This window comes from Entomobacter blattae, assembly GCF_014672835.1.
Classification (GTDB): Bacteria; Pseudomonadota; Alphaproteobacteria; order Acetobacterales; family Acetobacteraceae; genus Entomobacter; species Entomobacter blattae.
Map to the genome: position 1 here is coordinate 280,702 of NZ_CP060244.1, position 26,868 is coordinate 307,569.

Consider the following 26,868-nt stretch of genomic DNA (forward strand, 5'->3'; position numbering starts at 1 on the left):
ATTCTCTTATTTTATTGTATTTTTAAATGTCTGGTTCCTCTCCTGCTTCCGAGCACTCCCTTCCTCGATGGACTATCGTGCTCCTTGGCCTTATTTCCGCTATTGGCCCCCTTTCTACCGACACGTACCTTCCCGCGTTCCCCCAGGTTACGCAAGACCTACATGGCCAAGCTGAGCTAACACTGGCCGCTTGGTTTTTAGGCCTTGCCGTTGGGCAAATCAGCCAGGGCCCGGTTTCTGACCGCTGGGGAAGAAAACTTCCTCTTATTGGGGGGATTAGTCTTTATATCGTGGCTTCGGTTGGCTGTGCTCTCGTTTCCAACTTTTGGGTATTCTGTCTATTTCGTTTTTTTGCCGCCATTGGTGGTTCAGCGGGAATGGTGATTCCCCGTGCCATGGTGCGAGATATCGCAACCGGGCGCAAAGGGGCGTATATTATGGCCCAACTCGCCCTTGTTTCAGGAATCATCCCTATTGTCGCCCCAACATTGGGCAGTTTTATCCTGCTCTTTGCCCATTGGCGTGGCATATTCTGGTTCTCTGTGCTCTATGGTCTTATAGGAATAACTTTTATCGTTCTGAACCTTCAAGACACCCTGCCTGCAAATAAAAGGCTTCAGCTTGGCTTTAAAGAAACTTTCTGGCGCTATACCGATATTATCCAGGAGCCTGTATTTCTTTCCAACACCCTTATTGCCAGCTTTTCCTCCTTTGTTGTTTTTGCTTACCTTGGGGGCACGCCTGCTGTTTATGAGCATATCTTGCATTTTTCTGTTCTACAATTTGGTCTGCTCTTTGGAGCTAACGCCAGCTGCTTTATTTTAGGCACGCAAATTAACGGGCAATTGGTTAAGTTTTTCTCTTTGGGTACCCTTACCAATTATGGCATGCAGGCAGCCTTTATGGCTGGCTTTTTCTTGCTTTTTCTGCCCCTTACCTCCTGGGGGGGAGAAGCCCACCCTTATGCTTTTACACTCCCTCTCATGGCATTGCTGGGCTCACTGGGGTTTATTTCACCCAACACCATGGTCATGGCTTTTAGCAACCACGCCCGACACGCAGGAAGTGCCTCTGCCTTGCTGGGAACTCTGCAATTTTCTATTGGGGCCGTTAGTGGGATTCTCATTGGTATTTTACCTGAAAATAGCATTTTTCCTACGGTGAGTGTCATTATGATTGGTATTGTGGCAATGAGCTTATGCAACTTATGGCGCCAACGGGTGATGCGCCATGGCAATTACGACTAAAATCTTAAAAAAATTTATTCCCCATTTAGTGCTTTAAAGAGAGAAGGGCCATTCTTTCTTCCACAAATTTTTTCTTCATGGTCCCCTCGCCATGGTCCTCCCCGCAAAATTTCCTCACACTATGGAAAAACATAGAGGATATCACCCATACATATACCCATATAGTAGGCTCATTATGCCAACTTTCCTCTAAAGAGAAGACCAAGACTGAAAGCCTGCCTTAGCTTGGAGGTGCCTATTCAACCCGACGAAAACATGAGGTTCTGTCTTCTTCAACCCTAAATTCACTTTTTCCACGGGTAATATTCTGAACCTCTTGCTTGAATATCTCCAAAGATGAGGTAGGAATTTTTACATAAAACCTTACAAAATCCGACAAAAACTCTTCAGAAACTATTTCGGCCCGATAACGGGACAATAAGGCCTGGAGCCGACCATAAGCCGAAAAATTACCAATAAACCCCACATTGACCATAGATATAGAGCGCTGCTTTTCTGCCAAAGTTAAGCATTGGGCAGCGACCCCAGAATAAGCCCTGACCAATCCCCCCGCTCCGAGTTTAATCCCCCCAAACCAGCGGCTGACAACAATAACCAGTTGATCCATTTTCTGCCTGTCCATCACCTGCAAAATTGGTCGTCCAGCTGTTCCGGAAGGCTCACCGGCATCATCGCATCGAAAAAAATCCCCAAAACGGCAAGCCCAGCAATTATGCGTTGCTGTAGCGGAAGAAAGCGATTGAATAATTTTTGGGAGCTCTTCTTCAGTATACACTGGATGAGCACGAGCTAAGAAAACGCTTTTTTTAACGACAAGCTCATACTCAAAAGGTGCTCTTAAAGTCCACTTATCCTCTTCAGTCATTTTTCCTTTCCCAAGTCCGTATACAGACCCAACCCATCGTTGATCGGATTAAAAATATTTACGCCTTTTCCATTTTCACGCTTTCCCCTTGGGGGCTAATATCTGCCCTATTCATACTGAATGGCACTATATCCTACCAGGATTCATAACCTGTAACACGATGCGTAAGGATTTGGGTGTAAAGATTTGGATGTAAGAATTTGAGTGTAAAAGGATTTGGTCACAGCGGCATAAAAGGCTACAGCCCTTTCGAGCTCGCTTTTCCAAACAGTTGCCCTTATTGGCCCTTCCCTGGGAGGGTTGCTTTACGGATTGGAAGCCAGTTTTCCTATTCTGTTGTGTGCACAGGTTTATTATGTTCGGCACGAGTAACCTTCGATATGAAGCTTAACTACGCACCTGCCAACCCCACCTCCTTCATAAAATCACTAACAATATTTTCTGAAATTTGATTTTGTAACGCACTCCTCTTATATACCACGGAGGTTCTCTTTATTTTTCCATACTCCTTTTCTCATCGCCTACATAGTGACCTTATAAGTAAGCCTTTCTTTTTGTACCCACCGTCTCTTGTGCTCATTCCTTTGAAATTTTAAAATTTAATGTCCCTCTCGTTAAAAAAACTCTTTTCCTACTCCGATGTCCTTCAACAGGCCGGAGCTTCGGCCTTTTTAACCAGTCGGTGTCTCTCTGCCCTATCCTCACAAATCCAAGCAGTAGCTGTTGGTTGGCAAGTTTACGCTTTAACCCATGATGTCCGTAGCCTGGGCCTTATTGGGCTTATGCAGTTTTTACCCATGATCACCCTAGTCCTTCTGGCCGGGCACGCAGCTGATCAATTCAACCGCCGTTATATTACAACCAGCTGCCAGATAGTGGAAGGAGTGGCAGCGTTCTATATGGCTCTTGGCTCTTATTTTCATTGGCTTAGTGTCCATGAAATATATATTATGGTGATTATTTTTGGGGCTGCGCGGGCTTTCGAAATGCCAAGCCAGCAAACTTTTCTTGTTAGCCTGGTCCCGCCCACCCTCTTCCCCAAGGCTACGGCCCTTTCAAGCTCGCTTTTCCAGACAGCTTCCCTTATTGGCCCTTCCCTGGGAGGGCTGCTTTACGGGTTGGGAGCCAGTTTTGCCTATTCTATTGCGTGCACAGGTTTCTTGTGTTCGGCACTGGCAACCTTCAGTATGAAGCTTAACTACGCACCTGCCAAACGTACCCCCCTAACGCTAGCCTCTATTTTTGGTGGGATTTCATTTATTCGTTCTCGGCGTATTATGCTTGGAGCCATCTCACTCGATCTATTTGCCGTATTACTAGGAGGGGCAACCGCTATGTTGCCCGTTTATGCCAACGATATTTTACACTCAGGACCTATTACTCTGGGAATATTACGCTCAGCGCCAGCCATTGGTGCCCTTACGGTTGCCCTTATTCTTTCACGCTGGCCCCTTACCTCTCATGCAGGCAGATGGATGTTTGGTAGCGTTGCTGTGTTTGGCCTCGCAACAATCTTATTTGGCTTCTCATCCTCTGCCCCTCTTTCTATCGCAGCTCTCACCATACTGGGTGGAGCCGATGTCTTCAGCGTCGTGATTCGCAGCTCCCTTGTACAACTTGGAACACCAGACGAAATGCGCGGAAGGGTTTCTGCCATTAATATGGTTTTTATTGGTTCATCCAACCAACTCGGAGAATTTGAAAGCGGCATGCTCGCCAGTTTTACGGGCCCAGTTTATTCCGTAGTTATCGGGGGCATGGGAACTCTTCTAATTGCGTTTCTATGGGCAAGGGCTTTTCCTGAGCTTTTTGAGCTGGACCGGCTTGATGAAACAAAGCCCCTCTAGAGAGACCTATGTGTTTAACGAAGGATCTTTCAACGAAAGAACCCACAAAACATATTATCAATAAATATGTTATCAATAGTCTTTAAATAACCACAAAATATTCATAATAAAATTTTACATTCAAAATAGTTTTGATCACTCAATGTTTACAGAATCCGAAGTTATCTCATAATTTTATTGTTGAAACAATATAAATTACTTCTATAATCAAAGGAGATAAAAGAGAGTATTACTTTACACTCCTCGTAAGGAGGTTGAGTTATCAAAAAATATTTACACTGTGAATGGTAACCAAAGAGTAAATGGCACGTTTAAACAGTCATAACATTCAAATCTCTAGTCTTGTCTCAAGTTGTTTGATTTTCTAGAGTTAATTTTGAGGAGGCTATGATGTCCAATATTGGTAAAATTTCTTATAACACTTCTTCACCTGGACCGAATCTAGAACGTTTCCTTCCATCTTCTCTAAGATCAAAGCTTTACAGCAATCCAAACAGCATTATTTACCAAATTTACTGCGCTCATAGAGAAAATATGAAAAACGGAAAAAGCAGTTATGGGGACAGTTACAAAACCAAGAAAGTTTCTCATCCTTAAAAAGAAAGGTGAGTTTATAACGGGTCTCGTCCTTTCTGAGAGGATTCTCCCTCCTCGTAGTATTCTTAAAAACTAATTCTTAAGAATTAAGAGTTTAACCATCCCTTTAACTCTTTTCTGATTAAAGAGGCAAAAAGCTCTATTCCTTCATAGCTATCATTAAGACATGGAATAAGTGAGAATTGCTCTCCACCATGGGCGTAAAAAGATTCACGAAGTTCTGTGCCTAATTCATCCAGTGTTTCTATACAGTCAGCTACAAACCCGGGGGCCATAATGGCGATCCTTTTGACGCCTTGTTGAGCAAACTCCTTAACAACGGCTTGGGTGGAAGGTTCCAGCCATTGCGCCGGACCAAAACGGGATTGATATGTTAAAGGGGCCTCAGTGTCATCCATCCCTAACTCAGATCGTAAAGCTTCTCCTGTCGCCTGACACTCAGCATCATAATAATCCCCAGCATCTATGTAGCTTTTGGGCAAACCATGAAAAGAAATAATGAGCTTTTCGGGACGATGCGGTAAATTTTCGTAATGGCGCCTTATAAGGGCTGCTAAGGCCTGAATGTAGAGTTCTTCCTTCGAAAAGGAAGGTACAGATCTTATTGCAGGCTGTCTACGAAACTGCATTAAGGCGCGAAAGCATTGGTCTAATGCAGTAGCTGTTGTTGTGGCACTATATTGTGGGTAAAGTGGAAATAATAAAAGGCGCTCTACCCGTTTTTCAAGTAAAGCCTGAATGGCGTTCTTTACCGTCGGCATGCCATAACGCATAGCCCACTCTATTTCTATATCATCTTGTTCGAAAAGCTCAGATAAAGATTCGGCTTGTAACCGGCTATATAACCGCAAAGGGCTTTCATTCGTTGGGGTATTCCAGATCCGCTTATAGGCTTTGGCCGTTTTTTGTGAGCGTAAACTTAATATAACGCCCTGCAATAAAGGCTGCCAAATCAAGGGGCTACTCTCTATAACCCGCGGGTCTGACAAAAACTCTGACAAATACTGCCTTACAGACCAATAGGTAGGCGCCTCTGGCGTACCCAGATTAATAAGCAAAACGCCAATTTTACTTTGCCTCACACTCTGCTTTTCCTGAGATTGGGCAACGCCAATAAACTTTACCACGAAAAAGCTCCTCTCTAGAAAGCGTTCATGGAACGATCTTTACTTAATAATCGTAAACCCACTTATACTCTGAACGATTAAGCCCCTTTCGCGTTTGGGAAAGGGGCTTAATTTATTTTACATCCGCTCTTTAAGCGCCTTTATAACACCCTCCGCCCAGGTGGGATCTGCCTTACGGAAATGCTCAATCTGACGATCAATAATATGCTGAGGAACGCCTTGCATAGCATCAGCAATATTATTGAAAAACCGCTGTTTTTGATCATCATCAAACAAACGATAGAGCGCTGCTGGCTGGGAGTAATAATCATCACCCACCCTATGGTCATACCAATCTGCATTACCATTGATTCTTAAAGGTGGCTCCTTAGCCCATGGTTGCTCTACTGGGCCATTAAAGGAGTTAGGTTCGTAGTAATGATCGGTTCCCTTTGGGGCATCAAAGCGCATAGACCCATCGGCATGATAGTTATTGACCTGATTCTTAGGCCTGTTAACCGGCAAGTCCGCATGGTGCGTTCCAACACGGTAACGATGAGCATCGGCATAAGAGAAAATACGGCCCTGAAGCATTCTATCTGGAGAAAAACCAATCCCCGGAACAATATTGGATGGAGCAAAAGTCGCCTGCTCAACCTCAGCAAAATAGTGGTCAGGATTACGGTTAAGCTCTAATATACCCACTTCATGCAAAGGGTAATCCTTATGCGGCCAGACCTTGGTCAGATCAAAAGGGTTATAAGGTGTTTTTTCAGCTTCAACCTCTGGCATGATCTGAACACAGACCCGCCATTTTGGATATTCACCCCGCTCAATAGCTTCATAAAGGTCACGCTGTGCGCTCTCACGATCATTGGCAATAACCGCAGCAGCTTCTTTATTAGTAAAGAACTTATGGCCTTGCATGGTTTTGAAATGAAACTTAACCCAGTAGCGCTCACCAGCTTCATTCCAGAAAGAATAGGTGTGGCTTCCAAATCCGTCCATAAACCGGTACCCATTTGGTAGCCCCCTGTCTGACATCAATATCGTAACCTGGTGGAGGCTCTCTGGAGAAAGAGACCAAAAATCCCACATTGCGGTTGGGTTACGTAAATTTGTTCGCGGATGACGTTTTTGGGTATGAATAAAGTCAGGAAATTTAATGGGGTCTTTCACAAAAAAGACAGGCGTGTTGTTCCCAACAAGGTCCCAGTTTCCTTCCTCGGTATAAAACTTCAAGGCAAACCCACGCACGTCACGCTCGGCATCGGCTGCACCACGCTCTCCTGCTACTGTTGAAAAACGAAGCAAGACCTCTGTTTCTTTACCAATTTTGTTAAAAAGATTAGCACGTGTATAGTTTGTAATATCTTGTGTAACAGTAAATGTTCCATAGGCCGCAGACCCTTTTGCATGAACTGTTCTTTCAGGAATACGTTCACGATTTTGATGGGCCAGTTTTTCCAAAAGCCTGTAATCTTCCAAAAGCAAGGGCCCACGTGGGCCCGCACTACGACTATTCTGGTTATCAGGCCATGGAGAGCCTGCAGATGTTGTCAGCATAGGCTTTTTTCCTTGAGAATTTACATTATCAGCCATACAATACTACTCCAATTTTTAAATCGTTTAACGATAATTTTATTTTCAGATTGACTAAAACTATTTTTTACAAGATAGAAAAAATCTTAAATAAAGAAAAATCTATATTTATTTGCATAAAGATAAATTATTTTTATTAAATGGCCTTTTAAAATAAAGAAGAGCCCCCTCAAAAACCCTTAATCATTTTCTGTTATGCCTACCCTCCTTATACATTCTTTCATAACAGAGGAAAGTGGAAAATTAAAAAGTGTTTTTTTACTGAGCACTTCTTTTTGATCTGGGCCAGCAGCAAGGCTTACATCCACACATTGATGCGCCCATAGCTGCAACTGGAGATGGAAATGGGTAAAAACATGTTCAACCTTACCGATATCCTTCCAGTTGACTGGCTGTAAAAAAGGACTATGCGCCTTTTCCATCAATGAAAGCTCACTCCCCCACTCGGAAGAGGGGAAAAATAGGGTTCCTCCTAACAAGCCATGGGGAGGCCTTTTGCAAACTACGATTTTTTCCTGATCGTAAAGGCAATAAACACTTCCATAACGTTTCGGTTTTTTAGGTTTTTTTATTTTCTGAGGAAAATCCGCCACCCTTCCCAAACTGTAAGCCTGACACTCGTCCTTTATCGGGCAAATAAGACATGAAGGTGAACGAGCTGTACAAATTCCAGAGCCCAAATCAAACAAAGCTTGGGCAAAATCTCCTGGATACTGCTTGGCAGCAGCTGTATGGTTAAGAGAGGCTGCCTTTTTGGCTATTTCATTACGGCCCTGGGGTAAGGGCGTTGCAATAGCAAATACTCGAGAAGCAATACGCTCAACATTCCCATCAACGGGCACCACACTAACCCCAAACGCCATAGAAGCAATAGCTGATGCCGTATAAGCACCAATTCCTGGGAGTTTCTTAAGCTCTTCTACGGTTTGAGGAAAACCTCCCAAAGCACAAACTTGCTGAGCACAAGTATGAAGATTACGGGCTCTTGAGTAATATCCCAAACCGGACCACATCACCATTACATCATCCAAACTGGCAGCGGCAATATGATTAACACTAGGAAAACGGGCCAGAAAACGTTTATAATAGGGAATAACGGCTGTTACTGTGGTTTGCTGTAACATGACCTCGCTCAGCCAAACGGGGTACGGCTCCCCCAAAGCGTGCAAGGGTGCTCTCCAGGGAAGGGTACGGTAATGGCTCGCATACCAATTCAATAAATTATCGGCTAGGGAAATCACGATTTCAAATATGGAAGAAAACCTCTCACCAGACAAGAGTAAAAAACGTCCATCCCCTCTCCCTCAATGGAAAAGACATTACGTCTTATCTCCCCTCTCTACCCTTATCCCGCCTTTGGTTAAGCCAGGGTTTAAAAAACATTCTTCTTCACTGGCTATTTTATTGGCCGAGTGGCCCGAAATTATTGGCCACAATTACGGATTTCGATGTATACCCTACAGGCTGACTGGGAGTGCCCTGACCTTAAGCTGCTCTGGTACTACCGCAATGGAGCTAAGCCATATCTCCCAAACCATTATTGAGCGCATTAATACATTTTACGGCAATAATAGGGTGAAATCTTTACGATTTGTCCAGAATTATTCTATGGATCCTTCCCTCTCTCCTATAGTGGAACCCTCTCCTCCTTCAGAAAAAAAAACCATTCCCCTCTCTCAAATTGAGGCGATGGAAGAAGGCCCCCTTAAGGAGGCCCTATCAACCCTAGGAAACGCCCTTATCAACCGCCGCAAGCCCGCCCCATAGACCTTCAGGGAAGTATAACAGGTTTTCTTCTCCATAATCCCACACCGACACTGACAATAGATAAGGCAAACGGAATAAACAATCCAAACCGGGCAAAAAAGGTTATCCCCACACCACCAGGCAAGGCAACAACCACAAAACCTTTTTGACCCCAGCCCAGCCAGGCCAACTGCCGACCCAAAGCATCATAGGCTGCGGTAATTCCCGTATTGGCAGCCCTGGCAATCGGTAACCCCTCCTCCACCGCACGCATCCTTACAGCAGCCAAATGCTGGCGTGGTCCTGCAGAATTACCATACCATCCATCATTTGTAATATTAATAATCCACGAGGGACGGTCTCTTTCATCAACAACCTTATGGGAAAAAACCACTTCATAACAAATCAAAGCTCCGAAGGGCTCTTGCACAGGAAGATGCAAGGTACGAATAGCGTTTCCTGCCGCAAGCCCCTGGCCTGGAACGACATGAAATGGCAGAATAGCGGGTTGGTATTCCCCAAACGGAACAAGATGAACTTTATCATATATCTCTCCAATTTGCCCTTCACGCCCCAAAACAAAAAGACTATTCCGAAGGCGATGATCCTTCTCCCCCACCCTGATACTTCCTATCAGGCCCATATCAGCCTGAGGGAAATGACGCATCATCTCTCGGGATAAATCCGGGTAAAACTGTAAATAACCGGGAAAAGCTGTTTCTGGCCATGCAAAAACTATGGGCCTTGGCTGATTTTGGCTTTGGATTTGACTAGGAGCTTGACCTTCCTGCTCCTGCTTTTGCAATTTTTCTGCTTCTCGCAAGCCTTCTTGTGTAAGCCGAATATAATTGCGCAAAATAGCATTGGCATCTTCTGTTGTATGGTGGATTTTTGTCTCTTCTGAAACGTTCCCCTGAACCAGCACCACAATAGGATTACGGCTCTCCTTAAGCTTTACGCCATACAAACGGAAACTCCCGACAGCAAACCAAATCAAAAAGCTGACTGCGCATAAAACCACAGCCCTCTTGACTTTCAACAAGGGACTCAAGGCCAGAAAAATGGTAAGAAACGTTAGGCCATCGCCCCCGATCCAGGCTAAGGGTTGCAACAACACCGTACCTAAACTTCCAGGAATTGCCCATATACTTGCCAAGGGATTCCACGGAAAACCCGTTAAAATAGGGTTCCACCATGCATGAGGAAGTAAAATGGAGCGAGACATATCCGCTAGGGTCCATAAGCCTGCAAACAAAAACATTCTCTGAAGCGCTGACGTGCCCGCTTTTAAGAAACATTTATAAAGCAGGCAACTAACTGCAGGCCCTAATGCCAATGGCACAGCGCAAAGGGGAGCAACGATGGGAACCAGCCACCAAAATGTTTCTACTCGCAATAAAATGGCATTGGTTAACCAATAAAGACCAGCAGCATAAAAACCAAGCCCAAACAAATACCCCAGACCAAAAGCCTGCTTATATGAATTGGATTGCTCAACCCTTTTCACTAAAAAAGGAAAACACCCCCCCAAAATTATAACCAGATAAACAGGCGGAAGAGATAATGCAGCCAGTACGCCCGCCAAAATTACAGAGAAACCAGACTGCCAGAATTTCTGACAAAACGAACGCAAAGGCAGCACTGATACAAACAACCTTTAAAGAGAAAGTCGGCTCTAACATTATTCAGTAATGAAAACACCTAAAATACACTCTAACCAGAACGTATTTTATGGGTCATACCCTTTTAGGATTCATCAAGCGCATCCCGTAATCGCCGCTCATAATGCCTATAATATTTATCAGCCAGAAGCTCGCTTTTTACCAATATGGCAATATCTGTTGTATTAAAATACCGATCAATAACAGCACCATCTCCCACATACCCCCCTAGCCGGAGATACCCTTTAATCAAAGGAGGCAAACGTGCAAGGCAGCGGCGATAATCCAACCCTTCTGGATCCACTCTGTTCATTTCAATATAACGTTCTGGTAAGGCCCGTATCCTTAGGGCCGGTGGGGCAAGATGGTTATGGTAAAGATAAGTTAGCTCATTTTCCCATTGCTCAGGCGCTACTGTAGGAAGGCTTGCACATCCGAACAAAACATCTATCCGATGATAAAAAATATAAGAGGCTATTCCCCGCCATAATAGTTGCATGGCTGTGCGGCTACGATAGGCAGGATCCACACATGAGCGCCCCACTTCAAGCAATCGACCCGGAAACTGCATCAGTAATGAGAGGTCGTATTCTCCAGCAGAATAGTAACGCCCTATTCTTGTGGCATCTTCATGTTTTAATAATCGGTAAGTCCCCACTATGCCTGCTGGACCAGCAGAGCGGGCATGATCGATGACCAAGAGATGGTCTGCATATTCATCAAACTCATCACTATCCCGTTTGGTTCTCAACGCCTTTTCATCAGGAATAGCCCCTAATTCTTCATAGAAAACCTTATAGCGAAGGGCTTGGGCAGCATCGATTTCTTCTTCTGTCTGGGCTATACGAACTTCCAGGTTACCCCCACGGAGCTCAACAAACCCATTTCGTTCCAACTCAAGGGTTGAAAGAGAACGCCCTGAGATCCCTTCATTCATAGATCATCCCCTTTTCCTGACAGACGCCTTTTTAGCTAAAACAGCATTTTTATCTGACTGGCCCTTTTTGGCTCCACCATCGGCAATCTTTTCGCGTTTTTTTCCAAACAACTCCAACCGGTGGGAAACCAAATTAAAGCCCAATTTCTCAGCAATTGCGGTGATAAGAGCCACATGCTGCTCATCCTCAAACTCTATCACCTTCCCCGTATCCACATCAATAAGGTGGTAGTGCTGTCCATTATCGCGGGATTCGTAACGAGCACGGCCGCCACCAAAATCCCTCCGCTCCAAAATGCCTTTTTCTTCCAAAAGCCGTACGGTACGATAGACAGTCGCCACAGAAATTCGTGAATCGATCTCAGCCGCACGCTGGTAAAGCTCTTCTACATCGGGATGATCTTCAGCTTCTGAAAGAACCCGTGCGATGACCCGGCGCTGGCCAGTCATCTTCAGGCCATGTTCAATACATAGCCGCTCAATTGCAGAAGCTGTCTCTTTTGAATCATCTACCATAACTTGAAGAATAACGACAAAAAAGAAATTGTTCAACTTCAACTCTTGAAATTAACAAAATTCTTTTTGTTGTTCCCTATAATAAAATTTTACCACAGCCCCAAAACAGGCACACTAGTCTTCACGCTTGGTTCCAAGACCAATCTTTTTGGCTAACGAGGAACGATGGCTTGCATAATTGGGAGCCACCATGGGGTAATCAGCCGGCAAACCCCACCGTTCACGGTATTGCTCAGGTGTCATATCATAAGTGGCCTTTAAATGGCGCTTGAGCATTTTTAACTTCTTGCCATCTTCAAGGCAGATAATATAGTCTGGAAAAATAGACTTCTTTACCGAAACTGCTGGTTCTGGCCGTTCAGGCTGCACAACTTCCTGACCTAAACTGGCCAAAGTTGTATAAATCTCTTGTATAAAGGAAGGAAGTGCTTCCGGTTCGATACTGTTATTTGACACATGCGCCGATACAATCCGCGCTGTTAACTCAAGCATATCAGTATTATCAATTCGCTCCACCATGATAGTATACCTTAACAAAAACAATTTTTTAGTTATGATAAAATCATAATAAAAAAGCAAGATCAATTATAGAAAATTAAAAAATATTATGACTTCTAAGAATAAACTAAATATTACATCCTATATATGCCCCATGACCTTTGTAAAAACAAGAATAGCCCTTGACCAATTACCTGCCGGAGCTACACTTGAAGTACACCTCAAAGGAAAAGAGCCCCTTGTTAATATCCGTAGAAATGTCCAGGAATTGGGGTATAAAATTACAAATGAGATCTCTCTGGAGAATAATGAAACCATTGTAGTTATTTATAAAAGCCAATAAAATAACGTTATAGTAACTTCACCATTATATAAGCATCGCTTCCATCAGGATAATAACATTTCCGGATACCGGTTCTCTCAAACCCCGCTTTTTTGTAAAGAGCTATGGCATGGCTATTCAAAACTGAAACTTCCAGAAAGAATTTTTGAATTCCTTTTTGTTGAAGGCGATGGACAGTTTCTTGTAAAATTTGTTGGCCTATCTTCTGCCTCTGCCACAAGGGACCAACAGCGAAAGTTAAAATTTCGGCCTCATCCAAAACAGTCCTCCCTATTAAAAAACCCATCAAGGAGGCAGAGTCAGAAGAAAAACCGTGTGGGGGTTCCTCGATAAGGCAAAACACTCCAGGAAGGGAAAACACATTTTCGAATTCTTTTAAACTCCATTCCTGGCCTTTGGGAAAAGCACGGGCATGAAGAGCTGCTATCTCACCTAAAAAAGAGGAAACCTCTTCAACAACCCGCACCATTTTTCAGCATTTTCTACGGTTCTGGGGCAGGGCGCAACCCGCTTTGGGGACGCTTAGCTTCAGGAGGGTCGATATAATGGGGGTGAAAATCCAGCCATTTTTTATTTTGATTAAAAAATGAAACAGCTAACGCCTCTTGATATTTTCGCAAACCTGCTATAACGAGCTGCTCAATAGTTGGGGTCACGTAAGGTGTAAACCTGTAAGAAGCAGCCCCGGCTATGAAAACTTCCTCTTTTTCATCCCACTCTCCTCTCAAAGAGTTTGGAAGAGCAGACTCTTGGTGTAAAAACGCCCGCAATAGGGTCATGCCATCACCGGCTAGTACGCATTCCTCTTGGGGAAGGTACAATGTCTCGAGAGGACAAGCATAATCTTCCGACGGCGTAAGAACAAACAAACGATTACGTCTGGCCTGAATAACACATACAGGAAAGCGCCCCGATTGATCCTCCATTAGAAGTGGGATCATAACTTCTCCCAACCCCAACCCCACAAGAGCAACAGAGGAACCAAGGCCCAGCCCTGCCGCAAGGGCCATCGTCGCCCGTACCCCTGTAAAGGAGCCGGGCCCCGTTACCACAATAACCATATCCAACTGATGGATGGACCAATGCGCTTTCTCAATTAGGGTTCGCACTTCAACCGCTAGATTTTCTGCCACCCCTTTTACTGGAAAATGGCGAACAGCAGTCAAGGAAACTGTCTCTCCTTCATATTGAGCAAGAGCAATCATCGCTTCTGCATTCTCAACAACCGATGCCGCATTCATAACGAGGATTTTGAAAATATTATTATGGGGTTTGGCCATATAACCTATCTGAAAGTCCTTATTAAAGGTGGGTTCAGTCTTATAATCAATAACCTATAAACTCAATTATCCATGGGAGGAGGATAAAGCAGACAAGCCTCCTCAAAATCCAAACGGGGCTTGCGAGGTTGCTGCCTGGTGGAATCCGCATAGCCTATTCCCATAATAAAATTAAGCCGCCAGTTTTTTCCTTGTAAAAATATCTCTTCGACTAAGGCTGCATCAAAACCTGAAATCGGAGCAACATCAAAACCCAGTGCCCGGGCAGCCAAAATCATATACCCCCCCTGTAGAGTACTATTTCGTTGAGCGGTTTCCTCTGCCAAAACATGATCTGCAGCATACCATGAACGCAAATCTTCATGAGGCCATAATTTGGGGAACTGATCATAAAATTGTAAATCATATGCCACAAGGACAACCAGAGGGGCCTCTATAATTTTCTCAACATTCCCGGCCACTATTGCAGGGCGAAGACGCTGGCGGACCTCTTTGGAAGCCAGAAAAACAAACCGTGCCGGCGATGAATTGGCAGAGGTAGGCCCCCATTTCACGTGGTTGTAAAGCTGTTCAGGCAGCGTAGCAGGCACAGCCCGATCTTGCCACGCTACCGCTGTGTGGGCATTCTCAAAGAGGATTTCTACAAGATTATCCAAATTATTCATGGTCTAAGTGCAAACCCACTTCCCTGCTCCCTTCAGGCTTATCATGGCCTGTATAGGCAATCACAACCCACCCGACAAGCTTATAAATCCACCTGCTCTACAGCTACAATCTCTGGCACATAATGCTTTAACATGTTCTCAACACCATGTTTCAAGGTCGCCCGAGAAGAAGGACAACCTGAGCAAGCACCTTGCATCATTAATTTAACCACGCCCTGGCTATAGCCCCGAAACACTATATCTCCCCCATCAGCAGCTACGGCAGGGCGAACACGCGTATCCAACAGCTCCTTGATTTGCTCAACAATAGCCTCATCTTCAGGAGCAATGCCCTCTTCTTGGACATTGGCAGCTTGTTGATTCATAATCGGCTGACCAGACACGAAATGATCTACCAGAACAGATAAAACTACAGGCTTTAAATCTGCCCAATCGACCTCATCGTCTTTGGTAATGGAGACAAAGTCACGCCCAAAAAAAACGCTCTTAACCCCATTAACAGAAAAAAACGCGGTTGCAAGGGCAGAAGAGGTAGCTTCTTCTGCATTCACAAAATCAGCCGTCTCCCCCGTGGGACCCATGACCTCCAAGCCAGGGAGAAACTTCAGCGTATTGGGATTAGGCGTTGACTCAGTTTCAATAAACATCTTTTTATTTCTTTCATTATCTTTTGCAAACTTATTCTTTGGGTTTTCCCCAGAGGGGGTTCCCCACACCAACTCTCACACTTTTGCAAGCACAAGCTTCTTACCTCAAACTTCTTACCTCAAAAACAGCATGAACCCTCTTCTTTAGACATCTTCACCTCTGCTTAATGTGGCCATCAATCTCGTTTTAGCAAGAAAAATCTCTCAACATCTTCTGAATAAGCCACTGCATCAACCACTGGACAAAGCTTTTGGGCAAATCTTTGACGCATTTGTAAAAACTCCCTCCAATTTCTCACAAATCAATTTTTCACAAACACAGAGCATAAGCCTCCACACAGCTTGTTTTTATAACCTGCCTTTACTTTATGACTGAGCCAAGCAAGCGGTCCGTGAGTGTCTAACCCACAAGAAACAGCAGAAATCTGCCCCGTTATGGGGTGGTACTGTAGGGGTTTTTTCTGAAGAAGAAAATCAAAAGCCAAGTATAAAGCCACCCACGCCCCGGTAATAGAGGCGCAACGGGTTCCTCCATCAGCATTAATAACATCACAATCCAACGTTATGGTCATTTCTCCCATCAGCAATTATCATAAGAATTATTCTTACTCTTTATAAGAATTTAAAGGATATTTCCCGATTATTACTATAGCATTTTCCCTAGAGCTTCTCTAATTTAAAAAAATTAGATATCTCTTCGGCGAAACTTTCTTTTTACATTAGAGCGACTATGCCATTCCCTTTCCCAGCCAGCAGTTCATATCTTATGATTTATTTCGATACCTTCCTTTTGGCATTTTCTGCACTTTTTACCATTGTTAACCCTGTTGGAGCATCGCTCATCTTCTCCCAGGTGACCTCTGATCGAGATCGCAAAGAGCGCCTAGCCCTCGCTCGTAACATTGCTCTCTATTCCCTTATCCTTCTTGTTATTTCTATTTTGTTGGGCCAGAGTATCTTAAGTTTTTTTGGCATAACATTAAACGCTTTGCGTATTGCGGGCGGCCTGGTCATTGCCATTCGGGCCTGGGGCCTGCTCCATGCCCCTGAGAGCAATGAAGCACGCAAGCAAAAACAAGCAAACCAGACAGGCCATCTCGACCAAGATACCCTTCCTTCTTGGAAAGAAATTGTCTTTTTCCCTTTAACCATGCCCTTTACTGTTGGCCCAGGCAGTATTTCTGTAGCCATCACCCTGAGCACTGTCCGCCCTGCCCACACCAGTGGGTTAGGATTTTACGGCACTTTAGTTTTAGCCTCGTTATGCGTTAGTATCTTTATATGGGCCTTCTACTCCTATGCCGATAGAATTGTAAGTTCGTTAGGCGTTACAGGAGCCCGCATTATTAGTCGTACCACCGCTCTTATCTTGCTCTGTATTGGTGTACAAATCCTTGCAGCGGGAGTACAAGGCTTTATTGAACCCATGCTTAAGCAAGCACATTAACCCCTTTATTGCCCTGCAGGAACATATTCTAACAGGGTTTGAACCTGTTGTTTTAAATCTGGCAAAAGAACCTTTTCAAACCAGGGATTTTTCTTCTCCCATGCCTTGGTACGCCAAGAAGGATGAGGCAAGGGAAAAAAACGCGGCAGGTATTTTTTGTACTCCCTAACCCGTTCGGTAACACTGCCAGGCCCAAGGGCATAAGCCTGAGCATATCCCCCTACCAAAAGGGTTAAACGAATATCTGGCAGGTTTTCCATAATACGCGCCCTCCATAAGGGAGCGCATTCCTTACGGGGAGGTTTATCGCCACCGCGAACATATTTCCCCGGATAGCATAGCCCCATGGGTACGATGGCAATACGGGTGGAATCATAAAAAACATCCCGGGAGAGACCAAGCCACTCTCGCAACCTATCCCCTGAGGCATCATTAAAGGAAATTCCCGTTTCATGCACTTTGGTTCCGGGTGCCTGACTGGAGATAAGCAACCGGGCTGTACGCGATACATGTAAAACAGGGCGTGCTCCTAAAGGCAAGTCCTGGCAAAAATGGCAGGCCCTTATTTCTGCTAACAACGAGGCCAGGCTATCCTTCTTTTGTTCAGCAACGTTTTGTTCAACAACCATCACATTATGACTTTCAGAACGCTCCCCATGCCCTACTCACTTTCTTTAAATGAGAGAACTGTAAATGAGAGAAAGCATTTATCTCCTATCAGAAGCTTTATCACATCTAGATTTTGGTGATCAGAAAATTCCTTTAAGCCATGCTAGACTTAAAACCAGCTAGATTTACGGCCAAAGGGACTCCTAACGATAATGCCCAATAAAACTTTCTACAAACTCAGGCACTCGTTGAGTGGCGACACCGGTCAGAACCGTATCAAAATAGGAACTCCCAGAAGAAGGATCCTTGTTAATCTCCACCTTCCTGGCTGTGCGCGCCAGTTGGACAAACCCCGCAGCGGGATAAACTGTGCCTGACGTACCAATGGAAACAAACAGATCACAAGAGATAAGGGCTGTCTGTATATCTTCCATAAAAAGAGGCATTTCCCCAAACCAAACAATATGAGGACGCATGGCTTTTTTTTCACATTTTGGACATTTCGTTTCTTGAGAAGAATGACCAACAATAGCCTCTATAGTCCCACACGAGACACATCGCAGCTTTAACAACTCGCCATGCATATGCAGCAGGTTTTTACTGCCAGCGCGCTCATGCAAATCATCAATATTTTGGGTTACCACCAACAATTCTCCCTGCCAACGCCCATCCTGGCTGGCTTTTTCCCACTCTGCCAACGCTTTATGAGCAGCATTGGGGGAAACCTCTTTTAACCGATCACGATATTCGTTATAAAATTGGTGAACAAGGGCAGGATTCCGAGCAAAACCTTCTGGCGTGCAGACATCATCGACATTATAGCGTGTCCATATTCCCCCCGTATCCCGAAAGGTCTCAAGACCGGATTCCTTGCTTATTCCAGCCCCCGTTAAAACAACCACCCGCATAATAACTCCCCTTTTTATTTCTTTCTTGCAACCTATATTTTATAGGTCATGCTACCAATCAACAGTTTAAACCAACACTCCAAACTGTTTCGATTTTTAAAATATCCACCTCTTCTAAGGGAAAATCCTGCCTAAAACCGTAAAGAGCACTGGCTTGAAATGGTTGATCTCGCTTATTAAAATTACCTCCCTAAAGGTTGGTATTCCTCTAATCCTTCTATAATAGCACACCCATAAATAAGAAGGCCCTTCACACGTCATGACAACCCAGCAAGAATAACAAACACTTTTACTCGTAATTGTTTTATTTTTCAAAAATTAAAAGGAAGATCCTATGATTGACCAAACCAACACCATTACCATAAAAGGCATTGAAAAGCCCGTATCCCGTATTGCTTTGGGAACCTGGGCCATAGGAGGATGGATGTGGGGAGGGGCCGATGACCAAAACGCCATTAAAACCATTCATGCTGCTTTGGAGCATGGTATCAACCTGATTGATACCGCCCCTGTTTATGGTTTTGGCCATTCTGAAGAAGTGGTGGGAAAAGCCCTAGAAGGTCGACGCGAAAAAGTTGTTATCGCTACAAAGGTGGCCCTAAACTGGACAGAAGACCACAAACCCTATCGTGATTCTTCCGCAGCCCGAATCCGTAAGGAAATTGAGGATTCCCTTAAAAGGCTCAAGACAGATTACATTGATCTTTACCAGATCCACTGGCCGGATGAAAAAACCCCCATTGAAGAAACTGCAGCCGAGATGGAAAAACTCCGTAAGGAAGGGAAAATTAGGACGATAGGGGTAAGTAATTTTAATACTCACCAAATGGATACCTTTCGTCAGGCTGCCCAGTTAAGCACGCTTCAACCCCCCTATAACCTTTTTGAACGTGAGATTGAAAAGGACATTCTTCCCTACGCCAAACAGAACCAGTTGGTGGCGTTATGTTATGGAGCCATATGCCGCGGATTACTCTCAGGGCGAATGACAGTTGACCGCCACTTTGATGGGGATGACCTAAGAAAGAAGGACCCGAAATTCCAACCTCCCCATTTCGCTCGTTACCTGAAAGCTGTTGAAGATTTAAGCCAACTCGCCAAGGAGCGGCATAACAAGTCCGTTCTGGCATTGGCTATTAGGTGGATTTTAGATCAAGGGCCAACGATTGCCCTCTGGGGAGCCCGAAAACCAGAACAGATTTTGGGAATTGATGACGCCTATGGATGGACCCTTTCTCCACAGGATCTCAAAGATATTGACACCATCCTGACCAAAAATATTCCTGAGCCCATTGGGCCAGAATTTATGGCCCCACCAAGCCGATAATTAAGGAAAGATTCCTTTCCCCCTAGGTCTAACCTAGCTCCTAAGTCTAACCTAGCCCCCAAAAGCTAGGTTTAGGAAGACCTCCCAAACAGCACTGTATGATCCAAAAACCAAACACACAAAAGCTGATTAAACAAAAACAAAGCAAATGATTAAAATGATTGGGCAAAAAGGACGCTAGGAACTAGGAAGTGGAATGTGTTAAGTTCTCTAAATAGTGCTGTAAAACAATGGCTTGGTTATGTTCTGTATCCTTTGCCCCATAGACTAAGGTAACGGTTCCTTGCGCTAAAATACGAAGCAAGTGCTCTACAGCCTCACAAGCAGGGGGAGAAGCCAGTTCTTCACTGTATTTTTCTCTGAACTCCGTCCACTTTGCTGGATCATGATTAAACCAATGGCGCAAATCGTTACTTGGGGCAACCTCTTTTAGCCATTCTGTTAATTGCATTTTTTCCTTACTGATTCCTCTTGGCCAAAGACGATCCACTAAAATACGCTGGCCATCTTGTTCAGCAGGTTCTTCATAGGCCCGTTTGATCTGGATTTTATGCACCTTCATGACACCATCTCTCTCCTAAGGCTAAAAAATTTAAGCCTAAAAATTTCATGGGAGCCGGAAATAATCAGAAGTCAGCTCAGACCAAGTGTTATATAATACACCATTTCTTTGGGAGACTATTTCAGTCTCATATCAATTTTTAGGTTTTTTTTAAAATATGGTCAATCCTTAATCGTTGGCGAGAATCTGTTATCCTGTAAGAAACGCCCCATACGCACATCAGTGAGCATAAAAATACACCCCCAAAGACCAGGCTCATCAAAACAATCTGATAATGGGCAGCAACCAATGGATCTGCCCCAGCAAGAAGTTGGCCTGTCATAATGCCTGGCATGGTGACAATACCGGCAGCTGCCATGGTATTAATGGTTGGAATAAGGGCCAACTGCTGGGCTGCACGCATATATTGGCGCATAACGTAAAAATACGGATAACCCAAGCAGAGCTGGGCCTCTATAGCCGCACGCTCCCGCTGCACAGTTTGGATCATGGCTTTAAGGGAAATACTGGCTCCGTTCATGGCATTTCCCAGGATGATAGCACAAAAGGGAATAACCTGCTCTGGGGCATACCAAGGGCTGGGCCGCAATGTTACCCCTACCCCTAACACAGCAATGACGCCTGCAGAAAATATTATGGATGACCCCCCAATACCATAAAGCCAAAAATGATTAATTCCCTTTTCCTGCCTGCTGGCAATTTCATAAGTGGCCGCACCTACCATGATCGTTAAAAACCCAACGACAAACCAGGGAGAAGCCACTTTGAAAATAATTTTCAGAACATACCCTACCAGCATAAGTTGTAACACCATCCGCAAGGCTGCCACAATCAGCGGTTTATGGATATTAAGGCTAAGCCATAGAGAGCAGAGTGAGCAAAGCAGTACAATGCCGCTTACCAAAAACATATCTGTGACTGAAAGCATTTTTATAATTTTTCCATTCCATCCTCAAATCGCACCAATTGTTTGTTCTTAAGAAGAAAACGCCGATGAGCAAGACGGTTGGCTTGCTCCACGTTATGAGAAACCAGAATAAGCCCTGTATCTTGTTGCATAACCTTTAATAAAAGCTGTTCGAGCAAAGCACTTGTCTGTTCATCCAGAGCGGAAGTGGGCTCATCTAACAGCAAAAAAGCAGGCTTGTGCACTAATGCCCTAACCAAAGCGGCCCTTTGGCGCTCTCCCGTTGATAAATGGTGAACCGGTTTTGCCATAAGAGTGGCTGCATCCAAACCGAGCTCAGTCAGCAAAAGAGAGGCCTCGGAATAATGACGGAAAGAAAAATGCTCTTGCACATTCTGCCGCCACCAGCCAGACTCTGCAGAAACATACAAGACATTCTGGCGCCATAAGGCAGCATCCATCCCAGATTGGGGGGTTCCATCGTACCAGACCTCTCCGCTATGGGGTTCAAGGTCGGCTATCATACGAAGAAGTTGGCTTTTCCCACTGCCTGAGGCTCCACTAATGGCAAGGCATTCCTTGCGCTCAATGACAAAGGTACAAGGGCCAACATGGGCGTTTTCTAATTTTTCTATTTTTAAAGCCATACAACCTTATAAACATTTATTTACTTTAGAATTGACAAATATTATCTCTGTTTTAGAGACGTTATGCGGATAAATTTCCTTAAAAAAGCCTCTTATTCCTTGTTTTGAAAGGGAATAACCCCAATTTAACTCTGTGACAAATTTTTTAAATATTCGGATAGAAAAGCCATAGAAAAATTAAGCTATCCCTAAAACTTGGCTTTTTAAAATAAACACTCTTGACTCCTCTTCCCCATTCTTCACAGGGCTCTTAAAACAGTGGTTTACAAATACCCTAAACCTTTTACCCCCTCAGAAATTCTCCCTGAAAAGGTTTATCTTCAGCGCAGAACCTTCCTACAAGGAAGTAGTACTACATTACTCGGGCTTGCAGGCGCTGGAATTCCCCAATTTGCTAAGGCTGTGACCCAGTCCCCTTTTGGATCTCTTAACAAATCCTCTACTTACTCTACTTCAGAATCCCCCACCAGTTTTGACGATGCAACCCATTACAACAATTTTTATGAATTTGGCACCGATAAGACAGACCCTGCCAAATACTCAGGGAAATTCAAGCCCATGCCATGGACCCTCCAGATAGATGGACTGGTCCATACCCCGAAAACCTTTGATCTTGATAAGATTCTCTCTACCTTTCCCCTTGAGGAACGTATTTACCGGATGCGCTGTGTAGAAGCATGGTCGATGGTTATCCCTTGGGTTGGGTTTCCCCTAAAATACTTGCTCTCCCAAATGGACATTATGGGAAGTGCTCAATATGTCTCCTTTGAAACTGTGGTCAGACCGGCAGAAATGCCAGGCCAAAGCTCAGTATTTCCGGTTATCAGCTGGCCCTATCGCGAGGGGTTACGCCTTGATGAAGCCATGCACCCGTTAACCCTTTTAGCAGTGGGAATGTACGGTAAGGTTCTTCCCAACCAAAATGGCGCACCGATACGTTTGGTTGTTCCTTGGAAATACGGGTTTAAAGGCATAAAATCTATCGTAAAAATTTCTCTTACCGAAAAAAAGCCTGAAACCTCGTGGAATTTGTTAGCGCCCAATGAGTATGGTTTTTATGCTAATGTCAACCCTAATGTTGACCATCCCCGTTGGAGCCAAGCCTCCGAACGGGTGATCGGTGCTAAAGGAGGTTTTTTTAGTACCCCTACCAAGAAAACCCAGCCCTTTAATGGCTATGGTGAAGAAGTGGCTTCACTATACAAAAACATGGATCTTACAAAATCTTTTTAAACCCCATAGATTTTCAGGCTTGGTAACACCAGCCGTAAAACATACCATCATCAGTCAAAAAGGGTTTTTTACAGCATGGCCTGGCTCTCGAGAATTCCTAACACCCCATGGATAAAGCTTGCTCTCTACATTCTCGGTTTTATACCTGCTCTATGGTATTTTTATCTGGGCATGGTGGGAGGGCTAGGGACTGACCCCATCCGAACCTTTGAGGACAAGCTGGGAATATGGGCTTTACGCTTTCTTATTGCCTCGCTTTGTATAACACCATTACGCAAGCTTGTTCATATCAATTTACTCCGCTACCGGCGTATTATTGGTTTGTTAGCGTTTTATTATGTTTTGCTGCATTTTACCGTCTATCTAACCTTAGATAAAAGGCTGGACTGGTCTTTAATTCTTCATGAAATTTCTACCAAACCCTACCTGATTATTGGGGCAATCGCAGCTTTGCTTTTGCTGGCACTGGCAGTAACCTCTAACAACCGATCCATGAAAAAGCTGGGGAAAAACTGGAGACGTCTTCACACCCTTGTCTACCCAGCAACCATTGGTGTGGGAATACATTTTATGTTGGCTGTTAAATCATGGCCAACCAATATGCTGGTTTATAATTTTATCCTGCTTGTGCTTTTGGCTTATCGGGTTGTTGCATCAGCAACAAAAGCCAAACCCCAGCCTATTCAAAACAGGTAAGCCCAGAATAATTTACAAGCTTACAGGCTTACAGGCTTACAGGCTTACAGGCTTACAGGCTTACAGGCTTAAAAGAAGATAATCCCTTCTGCTTCTCATTAAAACTTTCTATAGGGAAGAAATTTTCCACTGAATTGAATGCTAACCCTATCGCCCTTGGAGTCGTTCTCTCGATTGACTGAAAAATAAAAATCTACGGCAGACATAATTCCATCGCCAAACTCCTCATGAATCAATTCCTTAATGGTTGACCCATAAAGGGAAAGAGCCTCATATAAACGATAAATAGTGGGATCAGTTGGGGTAACGCCATCATACTCGCCCCGGTAAGGGCATGTCTGTAACAGCTGTATTTCAAAATCCATCAGGCCTAGCTTTTTCCCCACCGCCTTTGCAGCTTCCTCCGAGAGGGGGTGCTGCCCTAAAAGGGCTGCCGTCACAAATTCTTTCGAGCTTCCTTTACAAACAACAGCAAGATCTTCCCACCGTAGTTTTTTTTCCAATTTAATAGAAATAATTTTTTCTGCCAAAGCCAAGCGCGCATTCATTGCTTTTCTCCTAATCGACTATAAAAAAGGGTTTACGGAAGATGCTCTTTTAAGCGGGGTAATAATTCAACAAAATTACATGGCACATGACGACTATCTAACTGCCAGACCAAAATATCATCCCAACCATCTTGTACAGCACCAGGTGAGCCTGGCAAGGCGAAAAGATAAGTACCGTTACTAACCCCTGCTACGGCCCTGGATTGAATGGTGGATGTGCCAATTTTTTGATAAGATAGCATACGGAAAAGCTCGCCAAAACCTTCAATCTTCTTTTCCAGAATCTTTTCAAAGGCTTCCGGTGTCACATCCCTACCAGTAACCCCTGTACCTCCTGTCGAAATAATGACATCAATCTCTGGATCTGCGATCCATTTTTCGAGAACTGATACAATCTGGCCAACATCATCTTTAACAATCTCTCGCCCCTTAAGAAGGTGGCCTGCAGCCTTAATACGATCTACCAATTTTTGGCCTGCTGTATCTGTTTCTTCATCGCGGGTGTCAGAAACCGTCAGGACGGCAATATGAACCGGTAAAAATTTACGGTCTTCTTTCAATTTGGGTTTATACATATTTCATTCCTTACATCCTTTAATTTTTCTTCAATCGCTCTATAGCTCAAATATTTCCATACAATGTGGCCCTTCATGACACACCTTCATGACACAGGGGCTTGGAGAACATACCAAAAAAGCACCTGCCCAAACTGTTCAGGTGCTTTTTATTTATAGCCCTTAGAAAGAGCAACAAAACGATGGGTTTAAAACACCATACCGGTTTGAAAGGTAAATACCAGAGCGTTTTTCGTATAGCTTGTGCCACCTGGGTGCCATACATACTGCATGCCTGGGCGTAATGTCATCCAAGGGGAGGCCTGATAACCATAGTTAAACTCTACAGCATATTCTCCAGAAGCGTCTCTAGCACCTGCCTGCCCGACAGACCGAAGAAATGCAACATATCTCCCAATTTTATTATTAATCGTGGCAATATAGCCGCCTAAGTTAACCGTATCATTCGGCCTGCTATCAAATGTCCCTTTCCTTACAACACCAAAAGTTGCAAAAAAGGGGAAAATAGCTGTGCGATGATCTCCCCACACCAAATTGCCAAACACCACCGTGCCACGAGAGCTTTTTTCTTCATCACGCTGGATCATCTGATCCGCAAGCAGCCAGCCACCATAACGGCCTCTAACCATATCTTGCGGCAAATCCACCAACCTGATAGAGCCCGGCTGAAAACGCCCAGCTTGGTTTGTAACCGTCTTTACCTCTGAAGTTTCCCAATAAAATCCTACGCGGTAATTCCCTGTATATTCTCCAAGGTCATCAGCATCTCCGCGGTGCCATGCAAGCTGAAAGGGAATAATGGCCCCAGTTGTATCCTGTAAACCCAGTTTAAACCCTTTATGGGCATTTCCAATGCTAGGATCCACACTATAAACCCCTGTTGCAAATTCATAGCTATGATCAGAACCAGGGTAAAACTTCATCCACATTCCAGGGTGTACACTCGGATACCAGCTATAACCCGAATTTGCCGCCAGAGACTGAGGCATACCGCAAATGGCATTATTCTGAAACTGACAATAGAGCGAAAGACCCCAATAGCTCGTGGAGTTTGCAAAATCATTTTCGGTATTGATCCACCCCATTTCTGTTGCAAAATGGTCATCCCAGTGGTTTTCCCATGAAAGCCGTACAAGCCTTACGGTTTGCCCGGCACCATAAATTTCCTGAACAGACTCCAAAGCCCCTAAACTCTGTTGGGTCAAGCTTAGGCCTGCACGTTCTGTCATCAAATAATGGAAGATACCGCCATATTGCTCACCCAGCACTTTAACCAAATCGACATCCATGCCCAAGGCAAATTCGTGAGCGTAACGTAAACCTTTAGAACGCCCCCCAACTGGGTTGCCAGCAAATTCAGAAAGATAACGCCCCTGAAAGGTCCAGCCTTCATTTTCTAGTTCCGAACGAAGACCACCCCAGTCTCCCAGCATTTTTTTCTGCTCAAACCAATTGTTAAAGGCATCCTGCCCCCAACCTGAGGCCCAATAATCCTGGGCTTCAATGGCATTATCCCCCTCTAGTTCAGATACCCCACTCTTTACCCCTTTATAGGTTGAAAAAGAGCCTTGTGATGAAGACTTACTCACCACGACGCTACTCGTCTCCTGAGCCCAGCCCGGTGTGCACGAACCACCCCAGAGAAAAAAACAAGCAGCCCCCAGAACCTTTACATAGGACGATACCATATCCCCTCCCCGTCTCCCTTAATTGTGCCCATCTAGGAAACAGTTTCCCAAAATACTAAATTCCTAACCATCATCAATACTGTATTGATACTCAAGAAAATAATCCGATTACCTTAACTACAATATTAACACTATTTTCGGAAGCTTTATATGCGCTTAACTCT

General features: G+C 44.4%; 29 protein-coding genes. 8 read left to right on the forward strand and 21 right to left on the reverse strand.

The features are described 5' to 3' along the window. Positions 1 to 26 precede the first annotated feature (26 nt). Positions 27 to 1,247, forward strand: a complete 1,221-nt coding sequence (locus tag JGUZn3_RS01205; RefSeq protein ID WP_203413972.1) for a multidrug effflux MFS transporter — start codon at positions 27 to 29, stop codon at positions 1,245 to 1,247. A gap of 235 nt (positions 1,248 to 1,482) precedes the next feature. Here JGUZn3_RS01205 and JGUZn3_RS01210 read toward each other — a convergent pair whose 3' ends face one another. After that, positions 1,483 to 2,112, reverse strand: coding sequence for an IMPACT family protein (locus JGUZn3_RS01210; RefSeq protein ID WP_203413973.1), 630 nt, complete (start codon positions 2,110 to 2,112; stop codon positions 1,483 to 1,485). A gap of 602 nt (positions 2,113 to 2,714) precedes the next feature. Here JGUZn3_RS01210 and JGUZn3_RS01215 point away from each other — a divergent pair. Continuing rightward, on the forward strand, positions 2,715 to 3,959 hold the full coding sequence (locus JGUZn3_RS01215; protein ID WP_203413974.1) for an MFS transporter: 1,245 nt from the start codon (positions 2,715 to 2,717) through the stop codon (positions 3,957 to 3,959). Between the two features lie 683 nt (positions 3,960 to 4,642). Here JGUZn3_RS01215 and hemH read toward each other — a convergent pair. The 3 genes from hemH to JGUZn3_RS01230 form a co-directional block, all read right to left on the reverse strand. Further along, the gene (gene hemH / locus JGUZn3_RS01220; protein ID WP_238996850.1) at positions 4,643 to 5,683 is read right to left on the reverse strand and encodes a ferrochelatase; all 1,041 of its coding nucleotides are present in this window, start codon (positions 5,681 to 5,683) and stop codon (positions 4,643 to 4,645) included. A gap of 117 nt (positions 5,684 to 5,800) precedes the next feature. After that, positions 5,801 to 7,228 carry a catalase gene (locus tag JGUZn3_RS01225; protein ID WP_275402846.1) on the reverse strand — a complete coding sequence of 476 codons (1,428 nt, stop codon included), beginning with the start codon at positions 7,226 to 7,228 and terminating at the stop codon, positions 5,801 to 5,803. 215 nt (positions 7,229 to 7,443) lie between these two features. Beyond that, a complete protein-coding gene (locus JGUZn3_RS01230) occupies positions 7,444 to 8,388 on the reverse strand; it encodes an A/G-specific adenine glycosylase (protein WP_203413976.1) in 945 nt (314 codons plus the stop codon). A gap of 127 nt (positions 8,389 to 8,515) precedes the next feature. On the opposite strand from JGUZn3_RS01230, the gene JGUZn3_RS01235 reads away from it, so the two are divergent. Beyond that, a complete protein-coding gene (locus tag JGUZn3_RS01235; protein ID WP_203413977.1) occupies positions 8,516 to 9,031 on the forward strand; it encodes a DUF721 domain-containing protein in 516 nt (171 codons plus the stop codon). A gap of 4 nt (positions 9,032 to 9,035) precedes the next feature. On the opposite strand, the gene lnt is transcribed toward JGUZn3_RS01235, so the two are convergent. From lnt to JGUZn3_RS01255, 4 genes are all read right to left on the reverse strand, one after another. Beyond that, positions 9,036 to 10,652, reverse strand: coding sequence for an apolipoprotein N-acyltransferase (gene lnt, locus JGUZn3_RS01240; RefSeq protein WP_238996851.1), 1,617 nt, complete (start codon positions 10,650 to 10,652; stop codon positions 9,036 to 9,038). 104 nt (positions 10,653 to 10,756) lie between these two features. Beyond that, positions 10,757 to 11,608, reverse strand: a complete 852-nt coding sequence (locus JGUZn3_RS01245) for a GNAT family N-acetyltransferase (RefSeq protein WP_203413979.1) — start codon at positions 11,606 to 11,608, stop codon at positions 10,757 to 10,759. Between the two features lie 3 nt (positions 11,609 to 11,611). Next, positions 11,612 to 12,124, reverse strand: coding sequence for a Fur family transcriptional regulator (locus tag JGUZn3_RS01250; RefSeq protein ID WP_203414735.1), 513 nt, complete (start codon positions 12,122 to 12,124; stop codon positions 11,612 to 11,614). A 114-nt stretch (positions 12,125 to 12,238) separates the two neighbouring features. Beyond that, entirely contained in the window at positions 12,239 to 12,643 is a 405-nt protein-coding gene (locus tag JGUZn3_RS01255) for a MucR family transcriptional regulator (RefSeq protein WP_203413980.1), read from the reverse strand. Between the two features lie 88 nt (positions 12,644 to 12,731). Between JGUZn3_RS01255 and JGUZn3_RS01260 the strand changes: the two genes are divergently transcribed. Beyond that, positions 12,732 to 12,965, forward strand: coding sequence for a sulfurtransferase TusA family protein (locus JGUZn3_RS01260; protein ID WP_203413981.1), 234 nt, complete (start codon positions 12,732 to 12,734; stop codon positions 12,963 to 12,965). Between the two features lie 7 nt (positions 12,966 to 12,972). On the opposite strand, the gene rimI is transcribed toward JGUZn3_RS01260, so the two are convergent. From rimI to JGUZn3_RS01285, 5 genes are all read right to left on the reverse strand, one after another. Then, positions 12,973 to 13,434 carry a ribosomal protein S18-alanine N-acetyltransferase gene (gene rimI / locus JGUZn3_RS01265; RefSeq protein ID WP_203413982.1) on the reverse strand — a complete coding sequence of 154 codons (462 nt, stop codon included), beginning with the start codon at positions 13,432 to 13,434 and terminating at the stop codon, positions 12,973 to 12,975. Between the two features lie 13 nt (positions 13,435 to 13,447). Further along, a complete protein-coding gene (locus JGUZn3_RS01270; RefSeq protein WP_203413983.1) occupies positions 13,448 to 14,245 on the reverse strand; it encodes a tRNA threonylcarbamoyladenosine biosynthesis protein TsaB in 798 nt (265 codons plus the stop codon). A gap of 62 nt (positions 14,246 to 14,307) precedes the next feature. Continuing rightward, positions 14,308 to 14,910, reverse strand: coding sequence for a malonic semialdehyde reductase (locus JGUZn3_RS01275; protein ID WP_203413984.1), 603 nt, complete (start codon positions 14,908 to 14,910; stop codon positions 14,308 to 14,310). Between the two features lie 80 nt (positions 14,911 to 14,990). Then, positions 14,991 to 15,557: a NifU family protein gene (locus JGUZn3_RS01280; RefSeq protein ID WP_203413985.1), complete on the reverse strand. Its 567-nt coding sequence runs from the start codon at positions 15,555 to 15,557 to the stop codon at positions 14,991 to 14,993. Between the two features lie 302 nt (positions 15,558 to 15,859). Beyond that, entirely contained in the window at positions 15,860 to 16,129 is a 270-nt protein-coding gene (locus tag JGUZn3_RS01285) for a hypothetical protein (protein WP_203413986.1), read from the reverse strand. A 194-nt stretch (positions 16,130 to 16,323) separates the two neighbouring features. On the opposite strand from JGUZn3_RS01285, the gene JGUZn3_RS01290 reads away from it, so the two are divergent. Continuing rightward, on the forward strand, positions 16,324 to 17,004 hold the full coding sequence (locus JGUZn3_RS01290) for a MarC family protein (RefSeq protein ID WP_238996852.1): 681 nt from the start codon (positions 16,324 to 16,326) through the stop codon (positions 17,002 to 17,004). Positions 17,005 to 17,009: 5 nt separating this feature from the next. Here JGUZn3_RS01290 and JGUZn3_RS01295 read toward each other — a convergent pair whose 3' ends face one another. After that, positions 17,010 to 17,633 (reverse strand): uracil-DNA glycosylase family protein, encoded by a 624-nt coding sequence (locus JGUZn3_RS01295; RefSeq protein ID WP_203413988.1) that lies wholly within the window; start codon positions 17,631 to 17,633, stop codon positions 17,010 to 17,012. Positions 17,634 to 17,816: 183 nt separating this feature from the next. Further along, positions 17,817 to 18,521 carry an NAD-dependent deacylase gene (locus JGUZn3_RS01300; protein ID WP_338030774.1) on the reverse strand — a complete coding sequence of 235 codons (705 nt, stop codon included), beginning with the start codon at positions 18,519 to 18,521 and terminating at the stop codon, positions 17,817 to 17,819. 334 nt (positions 18,522 to 18,855) lie between these two features. On the opposite strand from JGUZn3_RS01300, the gene JGUZn3_RS01305 reads away from it, so the two are divergent. Continuing rightward, entirely contained in the window at positions 18,856 to 19,848 is a 993-nt protein-coding gene (locus JGUZn3_RS01305; RefSeq protein WP_203413989.1) for an aldo/keto reductase, read from the forward strand. Positions 19,849 to 20,032: 184 nt separating this feature from the next. Here the strand turns inward: JGUZn3_RS01305 and JGUZn3_RS01310 are convergent, their stop codons facing one another. The 3 genes from JGUZn3_RS01310 to JGUZn3_RS01320 all read right to left on the reverse strand — a co-directional run bounded on the left by JGUZn3_RS01310 (position 20,033) and on the right by JGUZn3_RS01320 (position 21,964). Beyond that, complete coding sequence (locus JGUZn3_RS01310) at positions 20,033 to 20,410, reverse strand: DUF488 domain-containing protein (protein WP_203413990.1); 378 nt, start codon at positions 20,408 to 20,410, stop codon at positions 20,033 to 20,035. Between the two features lie 139 nt (positions 20,411 to 20,549). Continuing rightward, a complete protein-coding gene (locus JGUZn3_RS01315; RefSeq protein WP_203413991.1) occupies positions 20,550 to 21,338 on the reverse strand; it encodes an ABC transporter permease in 789 nt (262 codons plus the stop codon). Between the two features lie 2 nt (positions 21,339 to 21,340). After that, on the reverse strand, positions 21,341 to 21,964 hold the full coding sequence (locus JGUZn3_RS01320; RefSeq protein ID WP_203413992.1) for an ABC transporter ATP-binding protein: 624 nt from the start codon (positions 21,962 to 21,964) through the stop codon (positions 21,341 to 21,343). Between the two features lie 258 nt (positions 21,965 to 22,222). On the opposite strand from JGUZn3_RS01320, the gene msrP reads away from it, so the two are divergent. Beyond that, positions 22,223 to 23,197, forward strand: a complete 975-nt coding sequence (gene msrP / locus JGUZn3_RS01325; protein ID WP_203413993.1) for a protein-methionine-sulfoxide reductase catalytic subunit MsrP — start codon at positions 22,223 to 22,225, stop codon at positions 23,195 to 23,197. 75 nt (positions 23,198 to 23,272) lie between these two features. Next, on the forward strand, positions 23,273 to 23,893 hold the full coding sequence (gene msrQ / locus JGUZn3_RS01330) for a protein-methionine-sulfoxide reductase heme-binding subunit MsrQ (protein ID WP_203413994.1): 621 nt from the start codon (positions 23,273 to 23,275) through the stop codon (positions 23,891 to 23,893). A 98-nt stretch (positions 23,894 to 23,991) separates the two neighbouring features. On the opposite strand, the gene cynS is transcribed toward msrQ, so the two are convergent. The 3 genes from cynS to JGUZn3_RS01345 form a co-directional block, all read right to left on the reverse strand. After that, positions 23,992 to 24,441 (reverse strand): cyanase, encoded by a 450-nt coding sequence (cynS, locus tag JGUZn3_RS01335; RefSeq protein ID WP_203413995.1) that lies wholly within the window; start codon positions 24,439 to 24,441, stop codon positions 23,992 to 23,994. 32 nt (positions 24,442 to 24,473) lie between these two features. Then, positions 24,474 to 25,016 (reverse strand): molybdenum cofactor biosynthesis protein B, encoded by a 543-nt coding sequence (moaB, locus tag JGUZn3_RS01340; RefSeq protein WP_203413996.1) that lies wholly within the window; start codon positions 25,014 to 25,016, stop codon positions 24,474 to 24,476. Positions 25,017 to 25,204: 188 nt separating this feature from the next. Then, positions 25,205 to 26,704, reverse strand: a complete 1,500-nt coding sequence (locus JGUZn3_RS01345; RefSeq protein WP_238996853.1) for a carbohydrate porin — start codon at positions 26,702 to 26,704, stop codon at positions 25,205 to 25,207. Between the last annotated feature and the right edge of the window lie 164 nt (positions 26,705 to 26,868).

Bases quoted from the DNA above. Each gene is read 5' to 3' on its own strand.
- JGUZn3_RS01205 (WP_203413972.1), top strand. From the start codon at position 27: ATGTCTGGTTCCTCTCCTGCTTCCGAGCACTCCCTTCCTCGATGGACT.
- JGUZn3_RS01210 (WP_203413973.1), bottom strand. From the start codon at position 2,112: ATGACTGAAGAGGATAAGTGGACTTTAAGAGCACCTTTTGAGTATGAG.
- JGUZn3_RS01215 (WP_203413974.1), top strand. From the start codon at position 2,715: ATGTCCCTCTCGTTAAAAAAACTCTTTTCCTACTCCGATGTCCTTCAA.
- JGUZn3_RS01225 (WP_275402846.1), bottom strand. From the start codon at position 7,228: ATGCTGACAACATCTGCAGGCTCTCCATGGCCTGATAACCAGAATAGT.
- JGUZn3_RS01230 (WP_203413976.1), bottom strand. From the start codon at position 8,388: ATGTTACAGCAAACCACAGTAACAGCCGTTATTCCCTATTATAAACGT.
- JGUZn3_RS01235 (WP_203413977.1), top strand. From the start codon at position 8,516: ATGGAAGAAAACCTCTCACCAGACAAGAGTAAAAAACGTCCATCCCCT.
- JGUZn3_RS01245 (WP_203413979.1), bottom strand. From the start codon at position 11,608: ATGAATGAAGGGATCTCAGGGCGTTCTCTTTCAACCCTTGAGTTGGAA.
- JGUZn3_RS01250 (WP_203414735.1), bottom strand. From the start codon at position 12,124: ATGGTAGATGATTCAAAAGAGACAGCTTCTGCAATTGAGCGGCTATGT.
- JGUZn3_RS01255 (WP_203413980.1), bottom strand. From the start codon at position 12,643: ATGGTGGAGCGAATTGATAATACTGATATGCTTGAGTTAACAGCGCGG.
- JGUZn3_RS01260 (WP_203413981.1), top strand. From the start codon at position 12,732: ATGACTTCTAAGAATAAACTAAATATTACATCCTATATATGCCCCATG.
- rimI (WP_203413982.1), bottom strand. From the start codon at position 13,434: ATGGTGCGGGTTGTTGAAGAGGTTTCCTCTTTTTTAGGTGAGATAGCA.
- JGUZn3_RS01270 (WP_203413983.1), bottom strand. From the start codon at position 14,245: ATGGCCAAACCCCATAATAATATTTTCAAAATCCTCGTTATGAATGCG.
- JGUZn3_RS01275 (WP_203413984.1), bottom strand. From the start codon at position 14,910: ATGAATAATTTGGATAATCTTGTAGAAATCCTCTTTGAGAATGCCCAC.
- JGUZn3_RS01280 (WP_203413985.1), bottom strand. From the start codon at position 15,557: ATGTTTATTGAAACTGAGTCAACGCCTAATCCCAATACGCTGAAGTTT.
- JGUZn3_RS01285 (WP_203413986.1), bottom strand. From the start codon at position 16,129: ATGACCATAACGTTGGATTGTGATGTTATTAATGCTGATGGAGGAACC.
- JGUZn3_RS01290 (WP_238996852.1), top strand. From the start codon at position 16,324: ATGATTTATTTCGATACCTTCCTTTTGGCATTTTCTGCACTTTTTACC.
- JGUZn3_RS01295 (WP_203413988.1), bottom strand. From the start codon at position 17,633: ATGGTTGTTGAACAAAACGTTGCTGAACAAAAGAAGGATAGCCTGGCC.
- JGUZn3_RS01300 (WP_338030774.1), bottom strand. From the start codon at position 18,521: ATGCGGGTGGTTGTTTTAACGGGGGCTGGAATAAGCAAGGAATCCGGT.
- JGUZn3_RS01305 (WP_203413989.1), top strand. From the start codon at position 18,856: ATGATTGACCAAACCAACACCATTACCATAAAAGGCATTGAAAAGCCC.
- JGUZn3_RS01310 (WP_203413990.1), bottom strand. From the start codon at position 20,410: ATGAAGGTGCATAAAATCCAGATCAAACGGGCCTATGAAGAACCTGCT.
- JGUZn3_RS01315 (WP_203413991.1), bottom strand. From the start codon at position 21,338: ATGCTTTCAGTCACAGATATGTTTTTGGTAAGCGGCATTGTACTGCTT.
- JGUZn3_RS01320 (WP_203413992.1), bottom strand. From the start codon at position 21,964: ATGGCTTTAAAAATAGAAAAATTAGAAAACGCCCATGTTGGCCCTTGT.
- msrQ (WP_203413994.1), top strand. From the start codon at position 23,273: ATGGCCTGGCTCTCGAGAATTCCTAACACCCCATGGATAAAGCTTGCT.
- cynS (WP_203413995.1), bottom strand. From the start codon at position 24,441: ATGAATGCGCGCTTGGCTTTGGCAGAAAAAATTATTTCTATTAAATTG.
- moaB (WP_203413996.1), bottom strand. From the start codon at position 25,016: ATGTATAAACCCAAATTGAAAGAAGACCGTAAATTTTTACCGGTTCAT.
- JGUZn3_RS01345 (WP_238996853.1), bottom strand. From the start codon at position 26,704: ATGGTATCGTCCTATGTAAAGGTTCTGGGGGCTGCTTGTTTTTTTCTC.